This window comes from Gluconobacter sp. ESL1110, from assembly GCF_058107395.1.
Map to the genome: position 1 here is coordinate 306,575 of NZ_JBYLUK010000007.1, position 12,791 is coordinate 319,365.

The 12,791-nt window shown below is 60.0% G+C and carries 10 protein-coding genes; 7 read left to right on the plus strand and 3 right to left on the minus strand.

Annotated features, from left to right (window positions below; translation table 11 throughout):
• The first annotated feature begins 111 nt into the window (after positions 1-111).
• Positions 112-792: an endonuclease III gene (nth, locus tag AC3B6F_RS05420; protein ID WP_489823625.1), complete on the plus strand. Its 681-nt coding sequence runs from the start codon at positions 112-114 to the stop codon at positions 790-792.
• A 7-nt stretch (positions 793-799) separates the two neighbouring features.
• Here nth and AC3B6F_RS05425 read toward each other — a convergent pair whose 3' ends face one another.
• The 3 genes from AC3B6F_RS05425 to AC3B6F_RS05435 form a co-directional block, all read right to left on the minus strand.
• Positions 800-2,881 (minus strand): ComEC/Rec2 family competence protein, encoded by a 2,082-nt coding sequence (locus AC3B6F_RS05425; protein WP_489823626.1) that lies wholly within the window; start codon positions 2,879-2,881, stop codon positions 800-802.
• Positions 2,882-3,039: 158 nt separating this feature from the next.
• On the minus strand, positions 3,040-3,765 hold the full coding sequence (locus AC3B6F_RS05430; protein ID WP_010503641.1) for an NADPH-dependent F420 reductase: 726 nt from the start codon (positions 3,763-3,765) through the stop codon (positions 3,040-3,042).
• Positions 3,762-4,349 (minus strand): cupin, encoded by a 588-nt coding sequence (locus AC3B6F_RS05435; RefSeq protein ID WP_489823627.1) that lies wholly within the window; start codon positions 4,347-4,349, stop codon positions 3,762-3,764. Before AC3B6F_RS05435 ends, AC3B6F_RS05430 begins: the two co-directional genes overlap by 4 nt.
• Positions 4,350-4,561: 212 nt before the next feature.
• Between AC3B6F_RS05435 and gltX the strand changes: the two genes are divergently transcribed.
• The 6 genes from gltX to topA are packed head-to-tail and all read left to right on the plus strand — an operon-like array spanning position 4,562 to position 12,751.
• The gene (gene gltX, locus AC3B6F_RS05440) at positions 4,562-5,965 is read left to right on the plus strand and encodes a glutamate--tRNA ligase (RefSeq protein ID WP_010503645.1); all 1,404 of its coding nucleotides are present in this window, start codon (positions 4,562-4,564) and stop codon (positions 5,963-5,965) included.
• A complete protein-coding gene (locus AC3B6F_RS05445) occupies positions 5,925-6,899 on the plus strand; it encodes an aspartate carbamoyltransferase catalytic subunit (RefSeq protein WP_489823989.1) in 975 nt (324 codons plus the stop codon). The genes gltX and AC3B6F_RS05445 overlap by 41 nt, the downstream gene beginning before the upstream one ends.
• Positions 6,896-8,170: a dihydroorotase gene (locus tag AC3B6F_RS05450; protein ID WP_489823628.1), complete on the plus strand. Its 1,275-nt coding sequence runs from the start codon at positions 6,896-6,898 to the stop codon at positions 8,168-8,170. The genes AC3B6F_RS05445 and AC3B6F_RS05450 overlap by 4 nt, the downstream gene beginning before the upstream one ends.
• Positions 8,167-8,796, plus strand: coding sequence for a glycerol-3-phosphate 1-O-acyltransferase PlsY (gene plsY / locus AC3B6F_RS05455; protein ID WP_489823629.1), 630 nt, complete (start codon positions 8,167-8,169; stop codon positions 8,794-8,796). The genes AC3B6F_RS05450 and plsY overlap by 4 nt, the downstream gene beginning before the upstream one ends.
• Positions 8,797-8,837: 41 nt before the next feature.
• The gene (gene dprA, locus AC3B6F_RS05460; RefSeq protein WP_489823630.1) at positions 8,838-10,025 is read left to right on the plus strand and encodes a DNA-processing protein DprA; all 1,188 of its coding nucleotides are present in this window, start codon (positions 8,838-8,840) and stop codon (positions 10,023-10,025) included.
• Positions 10,026-10,045: 20 nt separating this feature from the next.
• On the plus strand, positions 10,046-12,751 hold the full coding sequence (gene topA, locus AC3B6F_RS05465; protein ID WP_489823631.1) for a type I DNA topoisomerase: 2,706 nt from the start codon (positions 10,046-10,048) through the stop codon (positions 12,749-12,751).
• Positions 12,752-12,791 lie beyond the last annotated feature (40 nt).

Genomic DNA, 12,791 nt, shown 5'->3' on the forward strand with positions numbered 1-12,791 from the left:
GCCGTTTTGTCCCTCAAGGACAACGGCCTGATGGCATGAAATTTTCAGATGTTTGGCGTATCTTGCCGGACAGTCCGGATCAGACGCAACAGCCCGCGCGGAGTTTCAGCCATGACAGACGCCCCCAGACCCATGAGCAAGGCCGCGGCCAAGGCTTTCATTACCGCTCTGGCCGAAGCCAATCCGGATGCGGAAAGTGAACTGATCTTCCGCAATACGTTCGAGCTTCTGGTGAGTGTAGTGTTGTCTGCTCAGGCGACGGACAAGTCCGTCAACAAGGCGACCAAGGGGCTGTTTGAACACGCGCCCGATCCGGAAAGCATGGCGGAACTCGGGGAAGCCGGGATCACGCACTACATCAAGACAATCGGCTTATGGCGCGCGAAGGCGCATAACGTGGCTCTGCTGTGCGAGCAGCTTCTGGAGCGACATGGCGGGGAGGTCCCTGCGGATCGCAAGTCTCTTGAGGCGCTGGCGGGTGTCGGGCGGAAAACGGCCAACGTGGTGATGAATGTTGCGTTTGGGGCCGATACCATGGCTGTCGATACGCATATTTTTCGCATCGGGAACCGGACTGGGCTGGCTCCGGGGAAAACGACGCGGCAGGTGGAGGATGGTCTGGTCGCGCGTATTCCCAAGGATATGCTGCGACCGGCTCATCACTGGCTGATCCTGCATGGGCGTTATGTCTGCAAAGCCCGTGCACCGGAGTGCTGGCGCTGCCCGGCCACTCAGTGGTGCCTGTATCCGGACAAGCGTCTGACACCACCACGGACCAAAGAAGCCGCCTGATGCGAGTTTATTCTGCCTGAGCCAGCGGCAGATTGGGCATTCCATGCGAGCCAATGACTGGCACCCATGGACGGTTTCCCCGCCACCTTCGATCCGAAATCAGGACAGGCGCGCCGTGGCGGAGATACACGGCATAGGCACCATTTCTCCAAACGGAGAAACGGTCAATGAACGGGACGCCGGGGCAGGCATTCCGGGCGGGCGATGCACTGAGGAACAGACTCACGCCCTGACAGTCTTGTGCAGAAGGCAGAGTTGCACCGTCTGAGGTATCCTTGGCGCGCAGAAGAACCGTCTGTCCTTTGACGGTCAGGCGGCAAAGGCCGTTCAGGCAATCTGGCGGCAAGCTCTCCGCCGGAAGTGCAAGAGCCTGCTGCCAGTCCTGCAAGGTCAGGCGTTCCAGACTGCTATGAGGGCCAGCTTGCAAAACGCCGTCTGCCCGAACAGCGATCAGGCCAGCATCAGACGAGACCAAAATGTCCGGTCGAGGCACCAGCCAGATTGAGAGCAATCCTATTGTAATTGGCGCAAGTCCAGCGAGGCGCGCGCGTCCTTTCCAAAGGCAGAGCAGGCACAGCCCTAAGAGAACGGTGAGCAGTGCCCAGCCGGGCATATGAGGCACGGGTTCATGCGCCAGCGGAAACGCGGCGACGGTTCTGGCGATGCGTTGAACGATCTGGATGCCCCACCCCATGATGGTCAATGGGAGCGCGGAGGCATGGATCGGCATAAGCAGCAGGGAGATCAATCCGGCAGGCATGATCCAGACGGCCGCCATTGGGACCGCAAGAAGATTTGCCAGAACGAACCACGGCTGGAAGGCCCCGAAATGCGCCATGCTGACTGGGAGCGTTGCCAACCCTGCGAGCAGACTTGTCAGGGACAGTGCGGTCAGGTGCGACAGGATGACACGCCCTGCTCCTCCCTCGCCTCTTAGCCTCGTGAGGGGTTCGCGAAGGGCTTCGTATCCCGCGATCAGACCCATCACGGCAGCGAAGGACATCTGGAAGGACACATCCAGCACCGATACCGGCGAGACCAGCAGAATGGCGAGCGCGATGATAGCCAGAGACCGCATGGACAGAACGCGCCGCCCCGTCAGCAGAGCCAGCGTAACCAGAACCGCCATGCCCAGCGCCCGGACGCTTGGAAGGTGCGCGCCAGTCAGCAGGACATACCCAACGCCCACTGTCAGCCCTGCCAAAGCCGCGATTTCACGGCAGGGCCAATAGAGGGCAAGGCGTTCGGATGCCGTCAAAAGGGCACGGACAGACACTGTAACGGCGGCCATGACCAGCCCCAGATGCAGGCCTGCAACGGCAAGAAGATGGGCCAGACCCGAAGCGGAAAATTCCTGCCGGGTTGTTGCATTGATGCGCCCGGTTTCGCCGACAAGAAGAGTGGCAGCGATGGCGCCCGTCTGACCGGGAAGTATCGCTTCAATTCGGGCAGCGGTCTTTTCCCGGAGTGTCTCCAGACGGGATGAAGACTGACTGTTCAGAATACTTAGTTGCCCGAGCGCATACCCGCTTCCTGCGGTCCCGGAAAACCATGCTTCCCGCTGAAGGTCGCGTCCTCCGGGGAAAGAGGGTGGGGATGGAGGCCGGAGCATGGCCCGGATCCGGATGAGGCTTCCGGGTTGGGGAGAGGCAGGATCATCGTCCCGGAGTTTCAGCCTGAGCGTTCGTTTAAGCGGTGCCATTCCGGCATCTACGGACGTGTCGAATGTGGCGTGAGCCAGAATGATCCGCCGCCCTCCTTCGTCGTCATCGGAATGGGGAGGGAGACTTTCCAGAGCAAGAACGCGCCCGGTGAGAATTGTAGCGCGTGTGGGAAGGGCAGGCATTGGTGACTGGCATTTCGTCTGCCATGCGGCATCGAGATACCCACCTGTGAGCGCGAGAAGCAGAAACGCTCCAAAACGGAAAAGAGGCTGGGTCCGGAAAAACCACCCTCCTGCTCCCGCCATCATGAAGCCGATCAAAGCAGGCCAGACTGGCGGTGTGAAACGGGACATGAGAAAAGCAAGAGCGCCCAGGACCATTACGACCGGAAGCCACCCGAACAGGCGACGTCCCTGCTGTGCCATGATCCGCTCCAGCCCAGAAACAGGCGGATAACTGTCTTCTGACGCGGGAAAGAACGTGTTTTCCTCAGGCAGAAAAGGATCGTCAGTGTGAATAGGACTGGACACGGCGCGACCGTAACGGATTTTCTTTCGTCAGGCGCGCATGTTTTCAGCGTCTCTTAATGATGAAGGTGCAGTGCACTTCGAAGACCAGCAGCATCACGTTCTAGTTCGAAGCCCGTGCTGCCCGGCTGGAACAGTTTTGCTGTGGCCAAACCACCTGTCACAACTGGATCAAGTCCAGCGGCATAAACAAGGTCTTTGACCTGCAATACTGCCGCTGTGTCGTCCCCTGCGATGGGAACGGCCAGTTTCGGGTCTGGCCGGTGCGCTTCGGCACGCAGCGAGACCATGTCGATGGAATTAAAGGCCCGCACGATATGTGCGGACGGAAAGTAGCGCTGAGTTGTAACGCCTGCCCCATCCCGCAATGCCACATCTGCAATCCATCCATCACGCCCGATATAAGGGTTGGCGACGTCAATCACGACCTTGTCGGTCAGTGTTCTGTTCAGATCACGCCCCAGAGCCGGAATGGCTCCATAGGGAACAGCAAGAACAACGATTGACCCGAAAGCCGCCGCCTGCGCGGGTGTCCCTGCGGAGGCCAGTGATCCCAGCGACGCGGCCAGTGTCGTGGCATCTGCCAGTGTTCTGGCAGAAACCATGACCTGATAGCCAGCCTGCACCCAGAGCGTCGCCAGAGTCCGCCCGACCTGACCGGCGCCAATAATGCCGATTTTCGGTAACGGCCGAGGCGAATCGGCCATTGCCGTTCCACTGACGGCAGCCAGTCCTGCAACAGCGGCGAGGAAGGGGCGTCTTCGGAGCGGAAAACTTCTCATGAAGGGTGCCACTCGCGTGAGAGTGCGCCGCTTTTACCCTGCACAGGGTCTGTCATCGGGAATGGCAGGGACTGGATCCGTGCAAGCTGTTCGGGCGTGGGCGCAGCGCGCAGTATGTCAAAGTCCTGCTCGGGAGGATACGCACCGATCACGGTGAAATCGGCATCGGAGCCTAGATTGCAGTGACCTGTCCCGGCCGGAAGAAGTGCGATGTCTCCTCCCCGCACCTCCACCGTCCTGCCCGAGGGGCCTCCCAGCATGAGTCGGGCTGACCCATTGGAAAAGCCGAGAACTTCGTGGCCAAGGCTGTGATAATGATGAAAGGCATAGACGCCGTTCCGCCACCGGGAGGGCCAGCCATTCCGATTGAACAGATCCTCGTACACGCTTTCACGCCCCGATCCAGCCTCCAGGGCGTTGCGATACACGATGACAGGCAGACGGGAGTTGTTAGGCACCCAGTCGTTGCTGTGAAGTGTGAAAGCTTCAACACGCGCTGCGCTGGCGGAGGCCTTGCGGATGCGGCCATGTCCCATCGTCAGGCCCATGCCGGCCAGCATCACATTGAAATCACGCCTGTCCATGCTCGCCTCCAGCTCGGCCACTGTTGAAAATCCTGTCCTCAGGATAGGGACCCGACGAGCGGTGCAGGAAATCACACCCGCTTGAAAAGCAGGGATGCCCTGCATGTAACAGCCTTGTGACACCTGACTGCACGCCCCAGAAAAACAACGACACAAATCATCCCAGAATGATGCGGATAGCCCCTCCCGCACGAGCATGATATGAGAGCCGCATGACGATCCGTACGCGCTTTGCACCCTCGCCCACGGGCCTGCTGCATGTCGGCAACGCCCGCGCTGCCCTGTTCAATTTCCTCTTCGCCCGCCACCATGGCGGTGAGTTCCTCCTGCGGATCGAGGACACCGACAAGGAACGCTCCACGCAACGCGCGGTGGACGTGATCTTTGATGGTCTCGCCTGGATGGGGATCACGGCAGATGAGGAACCCGTCTTCCAGTCCGCCCGACAGGATCGCCATACGGAAGTGGCATTGGAACTGCTGGCTAAGGGTCAGGCGTACAAGTGCTACTGCACGCCGGAAGAGCTGACCGCCATGCGCGAGAAGGCCATGGCCGAGAAGCGTCCGCCCCGTTACGACGGCACATGGCGCGACCGTGATCCGTCCGAAGCGCCGGAAGGTGCGCCTTACGTTGTGCGCCTGAAGGCGCCGCGTGAAGGCGAGACGGTGATCAAGGACCTGGTGCAGGGCGAAGTTCGTGTCGCCAATGTGGAAATGGATGATCTGATCATCCTGCGCTCCGACGGCACGCCGACCTATCTCCACGCCGTGGTCTGTGACGACCATGACATGAACATCACCCACGTCATGCGCGGTGACGACCATCTGACGAACACGTTCCGTCAGGCCATGATCTATCGCGCAATGGGCTGGGATCTCCCGCAGTTCGCTCATCTACCGCTCATTCACGGTCCAGATGGCGCCAAACTGTCCAAGCGTCACGGCGCGCAGTCTGTCGTGGACTTCCGCGAGGAAGGCTATCTGCCAGAAGCCCTGTGCAATTACCTGCTGCGTCTGGGCTGGGGTCATGGTGACGCGGAAATCCTGTCCCGCGAAGAGCAGATCAAGCTGTTCGATCTGGATGGTGTCGGTCGTTCCCCGTCCCGCATGGACTATGTGAAGCTGGCGCACCTCAATGGCGTCTGGATGCGTCAGGCGGATGATGAGCGTCTGACCAATGACGTCATGGAGCGTCTGCAGGGCCGTGAAGGCGTTGTCGCGGATGACCGCACGCGGGCCCGGGTTCTGGCCATGATGTCCGGCCTCAAGGAACGTGCGAAGACGCTGGTCGAATTGACGGATAACGCAGCCTTCGCAGGCTTCACCCTGCCCCTGACCTTCACGCCCAAAGCCGAGAAGCTTCTGGACGAGAACGGCCGCAAGGTTCTTGAAGGTGTTGGGCATGACTTGGCCGCGCTCCCAGACTTCACAGCGGAAGCGATCGACGGCGCTCTTCGCGCCTACGCCGAGAAGAACGAACTGAAACTCGGCTCCGTTGCCCAGCCTCTGCGTGCGGCCATGACAGGGTCCACCACGTCTCCGGGCATTGATCTGACACTGGCCGCTCTTGGTCGTGATGAGGTTCTGGCCCGTATTGCGAGTGTGCTCAGTGCCTGAGCGGCCATCCGTCCCCCGGCATCTGCTGGGAATCGAGGGGCTGACAGCGGGGCAGATCACCCCGTTCCTCGATCTGGCGGAGAGCTATGCGCTCCTGAGCCGTTCCCGTTCCGCACCGCGTGAAGCGCTGCGGGGCCGGACGGTCATCAATCTGTTTTTCGAAGACAGCACCCGAACCCGCACCAGTTTCGAGCTGGCAGGCAAGCGCCTTGGGGCGGACGTCATCAACATGACGGTCGCCACCAGTTCGGTGAACAAGGGCGAGACGTTGCTGGATACGGCTTCCACGCTGAATGCCATGCGCTGCGATCTGCTGGTTGTGCGTCATGGCCAGTCAGGTGCGCCGGCCCTGCTGTCCCAGAAAGTCGAAGCCAGCGTTGTGAATGCTGGCGATGGCACCCACGAGCATCCTACGCAGGCCTTGCTGGATGCCCTGACCATTCGCCGTCACTTCGGGCGTCTGGAAGGTCTGACAATCGCGATCTGTGGCGATGTTGGCCATAGCCGTGTCGCACGGTCCAACATCCATCTCCTGACGGCGTTGGGCAACTCGGTGCGTCTGGTTGGACCGCCGACTCTGCTCCCGGCCGCCATGGCAGAGCTTGGGAATGTCACGCTCTATTCAGACATGGATGAGGCCCTGAGGGGCGCGGATGTTGTGATGTCCCTGCGTCTTCAGAAGGAGCGCATGGGCGCTGGCCTTGTCCCGAGTTCCCGCGAGTATTTCCGGTTCTTCGGGCTGGATCGGCGTCGTCTGGCACTGGCGAACCCCGGTGCGCTGGTCATGCATCCCGGCCCCATGAATCGGGGCGTCGAGATTGCCTCTGATGTTGCCGATTCGGACCAGAGCGTGATTGCCGAACAGGTGGAAATGGGTGTGGCCGTGCGTATGGCCGTTCTGGATCGCCTGTCCCGGGCACGGATGCCACTATGACGATAACTGTTTTTGAGAATGTCCGCCTGATTGACCCTGCCTCCGGTCGGGATGGCGTAGGACGCCTGACGGTTGAAGATGGCCGTATTGCCGCTATCGACAGCCCGGAGACGCCCGAAGGGGCATGCGTGATTGATGGTCAGGGAGCGGTTCTATGCCCTGGACTTGTCGACATGCGTGTGGCTCTGGGCGAGCCGGGCTTTGAATACCGTGAGAGCGTCAAGTCAGGCGCACGGGCTGCCGTGGCCGGCGGAATCACCACCATGGCCGTTTTACCCAACACCTCTCCGGCAATCGACAATCCGGCTCTAGTGCATCTTCTGAAGGTACGCGGTGAAGAGACGGGCATGGTCTCCATCCATCCTTACGGCGCGCTGACGCGTGGCTGCGAGGGCGGAGACATGGCAGAGCTGGGTCTGTTGCAGGACGCCGGTGCCGTAGCCTTCACGGACGGCACGCGCGCTATCGCGGACGCCAAGCAGATGCGCAATCTGCTATCTTATTCCCGCTTTCTCGATGCGCTTGTTGTGCAGCATCCGGAAGAGCCTTCTCTTGCAAAGGGTGCCTGCGCGACCGCAAGTGCGTTAGCTGTGCGTCTGGGTCTGCCGCAGGTTCCGGCCGCCGCTGAGGCGATCATGATTGCCCGTGATCTGCGTCTGGCGGACATGACGGGTGCCCGTCTGCATTTCGCCCATGTTTCCACCGCTGAAGGGCTGGATCTGATCCGGTCGGCCAAAGCGCGAGGCATCAAGGTGACGTGCGACACGGCGCCTCCTTATTTTGCCATGACGGAAGAGGACATCGGGGATTTCCGTACCTATGCGAAGTTCTCTCCGCCTCTCCGTTCCGAATCGGATCGGGCTGCTGTCTGTGCAGCGCTGGCTGATGGAACGATTGATGCGGTGGCCTCTGATCACGCTCCTGCTGATGCGGATGACAAACGCCTCCCCTTTGCGCAGGCGCGCGCAGGCGGAACAGGGCTGGTTACGCTTCTTGGCGTTACTCTCGGCGCTGGCCTGCCTTTGATCGAGGCTCTGCGCCTTGTGACCTGTGCTCCGGCCTCCCTGCTGCGGATTTCAGCCGGCACGCTGGCCGTTGGTCAGGATGCGGATCTCTGTCTGTTCGATCCGGAAGCAGTCTGGGAAGTTCGTGCTGGCGAACTACCGGGGCGTGCCCAGAATACGCCATTCGATGGCCAGAAGCTGACAGGCCGCGTACTGCGCACCTTCCGTCGTGGTGTTGAGGTTTTCACGGCTGAGGGTCTGGCATGACGCTGCCTGATCCGAGCCTGCTCCTGATCGCTGCGATTGCCTATGGCCTTGGCAGTATCCCTTTCGGACTGATCCTCACGGCAGCGACAGGCGGCGGAGACATTCGCCAGATCGGGTCCGGCAATATCGGCGCTACGAATGTTCTGCGGACTGGCCGCAAGGGCCTGGCCGCTGCAACGCTGCTGCTGGATGCACTCAAAGGCGCACTGGCAGTGTTTCTGGCTCTGCGACTCGGTGGCGATCAGCCTTCACTGGCAATGGCCGTGGCAGCAGTCGCTGTCGTGGTCGGGCACTGCTTCCCGGTCTGGCTTGGATTCCGGGGGGGAAAAGGTGTGGCGACTGGCCTTGGGACGATCTGGGTTCTGAGCTGGCCTGTCGGGGTAGCCTGCTGCATTGTCTGGCTGGTTGTAGCGCGGTTGAGCCGCATTTCCTCAGCCGGAGCGTTGTCCGCCTTTCTCGTGGCTCCCATTCTGATGGTGATCATCAAGGGTCAGGGCATAAATGCCCCGATTCCGGTTGCAACAGCCCTCATCGCGCTGCTGATCTGGGTTCGCCATTACAGCAATATCATTCGTTTGCTGTCGGGCAATGAACCGCGCGTAAACGCAAAAACGAAATCTTCCTGACCTTAAGTAATCGTTAAAGATTTTTAGGTAGGAGCGAAAATATGACGACGTTTTCCGCTCCTCCGTTCCGGATGTCTGATCAGGACCGACTCGACGCGATGCGTCTTGCCCGGACGCCCGGCGTTGGTCCGATCAATTTTTCCCGGCTGCTTTGCCAGTATGGCAGTCCAACGGCAGCGGTCGAGGCGCTTCCAGAACGGATGCGTCAGGCTGGACGGCTTGATCTTCCGGTTATTCCTTCTGCTGGCCAGATGGCTTCTGAAGTCGAAGCCCTGCATCGCATGAGCGGAGACGTTCTGATTCGGGGCGATGCGGACTACCCTTTGATGCTGTCCTTCATCAAGGATGCACCGCCTGTCCTGTTTGTTCAGGGTGATCCTGCCAAGCTATCGCTGCGTTCAGTTGGCATTGTTGGCGCAAGAAATGCGTCCGCAGCAGGGATTCGCATGGCGGAAAGCCTTGCTGCCGAACTGGCAGACTCGGGCATCTGCGTTGTATCCGGTCTGGCACGCGGCATCGATTCGGCTGCTCATGAGGCGGCGCTTTATCCGGGCCTGACGACGGCGGCCGTCGCCGGAGGGCTGGATCATGTCTATCCCCCGGAAAATGCGAAACTTCAGGCCAGCATTGCGGAACGCGGGTGCGTCGTGACAGAAGCGCCGCTGGGAACGATCCCCCAGGCCAGACATTTCCCGCGCCGGAATCGGCTGATTGCTGGCATGTCGCTGGGGTGTGTGGTGGTGGAAGCAGCCCTGCATTCCGGCACGCTGATTACGGCCAGTCTGGCTCTCTCCTATGATCGGGAAGTGTACGCTGTTCCCGGCTCACCACTGGATCCGCGGTCACGGGGTGGAAATGACCTTTTGCGACATGGAGCGACGCTCACGGAAAATGTGCAGGATATTCTTTCGTGCCTGCCTTCGGAATTCCCCGCCCCCCTCCTTCCACCGTGGAGGCAAAACCAGCAGAACACCGCTCTTTTCCAAGGCTTTTCAGAACCTTATGCCGCGTGGGGCATGGACGCGTCAGAGCCATGGGAAGACCCTGATCTGGTCCTTGAAAAAGTGCTCCCGCTGCTTTCTGTGATACCGGTAACAGTTGACGAGGTGGTGCGCCGCTGCCAGTTCTCCGTTTCGGCAGTACTGTCGGTGCTTACCGAGCTTGAGCTTGGAGGCGTCGTTGAGTTCGTGCCCGGCGGGCGCGTGGCGTTACAGCCGAACAGGAAGTGACGCGGAAAACCGGAGTGGCAATGACAGACGTTGTGGTAGTCGAGAGCCCGGCAAAGGCCAAGACGATCAACAAGTATCTGGGAAGCGGGTTTACCGTTCTGGCTTCCTTCGGTCACGTGCGGGATCTGCCGCCAAAGGATGGCAGCGTCCGCCCGGACGAGAACTTTGCCATGAGCTGGCAGACGGACGACCGTGGCTCCAAGCAGATCGCGGCCATCGCCAAAGCGCTCAAAGGGGCCAAGAACCTCTATCTGGCTACTGACCCGGATCGCGAAGGAGAAGCCATTTCCTGGCATGTCCGCAGCGTTCTGGAAGAAAAGAAGCTTCTGAAGGGAATCGACGTCCATCGCGTCACCTTCAACGAAATCACGAAAGCCGCCGTTACGGCCGCCATGGCTGGTCCCCGTGAGTTGGACCAGCCGCTGATTGACGCCTACCTGGCCCGACGCGCGTTGGACTATCTGGTGGGCTTCACGCTGTCGCCGGTTCTTTGGCGCAAGCTGCCGGGCAGCAAGAGCGCTGGCCGTGTCCAGTCCGTGGCGTTGCGGCTGATCTGTGAGCGTGAAGCGGAGATCGAGGTCTTCCGGCCTAAGGAATACTGGACCGTCACAGGTGGCTTCAACACGCCCGCCAAGGCAGCCTTTCAGGCGCGCCTGACGCACCTCAAGGGTAACAAGCTTGACCAGTTCGATCTCAATAATGAGACACTGGCGTTTGAAGCCCGCGATATTGTGCAGGCCGGTCAGTTCACGGTCCGGTCCGTTGAACGCAAGCGGACGAAGCGGAACCCGCCCCCGCCATTCACAACCTCCACGTTGCAGCAGGAAGCCTCCCGCAAGTTGGGCATGAGCGCCCAGACAACGATGCGTACGGCCCAGCAGCTCTATGAAGGTGTGGATCTGGGCGGTGAGACGATCGGTCTCATCACCTATATGCGAACCGATGGTGTCACGATGGCCAAGGAAGCCATCGGGGCAATCCGAGGACATATCGGCAAGGCTTTCGGGGACGAGTACGTTCCTGACTATCCGCGTGCCTATTCCACCAAGGCCAAGAACGCTCAGGAAGCGCATGAAGCCGTGCGCCCGACAGATGTTTTCCGGACGCCCGCCCAGGTTGCTCATGCCCTGTCTCCTGAGCAGAAGCGGCTTTATGAACTGGTCTGGAAGCGCGCTGTAGCCTCCCAGATGCAGTCTGCGGAGCTTGATCAGGTCGCAGTGACGCTGGCAGATGCAAGCGGTCAGACGTTGCTGCGCGCTACAGGGTCGACAATCGCGTTTGATGGCTTCCTGAAGCTCTACATCGAGGGCCGGGACGATACGAAGTCCGAAGATGAGGATGGCAAACTTCTTCCGCCGATGAAGGAAGGGGATCGCGTCTCCACCACAGGTGTGGATGCCGAGCAGCACTTCACGCAGCCACCGCCGCGATATTCTGAAGCATCTCTCGTCAAGAAGATGGAAGAGATCGGGATCGGACGTCCCTCCACCTATGCGTCTGTTCTAGGGGTTCTGCGGGATCGCAATTACGTCCGCATGGATGCAAAGCGTTTCATGCCGGAAGATCGTGGGCGGCTGGTGACAGCGTTCCTGACGTCCTTCTTCGAACGGTACGTCGATACGGGCTTCACGGCCTCTCTCGAAGAGCAGCTTGATGACATTTCCGGCGGTCGGGCAGACTGGCACGATGTCATGGCAGCGTTCTGGCATGACTTCTCCGCGGCGGTTGCTCAAACCAAGGATCTGAAAATTTCAGACGTCATTGACGCTCTGGATGAAGATCTGGGTGCACATTTCTTCCCGCCCAAGGAAGACGGGTCCGATCCTCGCGTCTGCACGTCCTGCGGAACGGGGCGTCTGGGACTGCGTCTTGGCAAGTTTGGAGCCTTTATTGGCTGCTCCAACTATCCGACCTGTCAATTCACACGCCGTCTGATTGCGGACGATGGAGATGCTGAAGGTCTCAGCGATGGGCCGAAGATTCTGGGCCAGGACCCGGAAAGCGGCGAAGACATTACTGTTCGTCGGGGCCCATGGGGACTATATATCCAGAAGGGTGAGCCCAACCCGGAAGACAAGAAAGCAAAACCGAAGCGGACGACCATTCCCAAGGGGCTGGATGGTAACACCATCACGCTGGAACAGGCTCTGGGACTGCTTTCCCTTCCCCGATTTGTTGGCCTTCATCCGGAGACCGGCGAGAAGATTGAGGCTGGTCTGGGCCGCTTTGGACCTTATGTGAAGATGGGTGCGATTTACGGCACGCTGGACAAGGACGATGATGTCCTGACCGTTGGCCTGAACCGCGCTGTGGACAGTCTGGCGAAGAAGCTGGCGTCCATTCGCAATCTGGGCGCGCATCCGAAGGATGGCGAACCGGTCATGATCCGCAAGGGCCGTTTTGGCCCTTATGCACAGCATGGCCAATTGATTGCCAACCTGCCCAAGGACCAGAGTATGGATGACGTGACTCTGGATGAGGCTGTGGCGTTGCTGGCCGAAAAGGGAAAGCCCCTGAAAGGTGCAGCAAAAAAGAGTCCGGCCAAGAAGACCGCAGCCAAAACGACGAAAAGCAAAAAATCTGCTGCGACAGATGCAACTTCTGAGGACGCGGCGCCTAAAAAGACAACAAAGCGCGCTACGACAAAAACTTCCAAGGCCACGAAAACAACCACTTCTGCAACGAAGAAACGGAAAACGGCGGCAGACCCAGCCTCCGGGGCCTGACCTCTTTCTTCAGGAGGGTGTGACCCGGCTGCACTCTCCT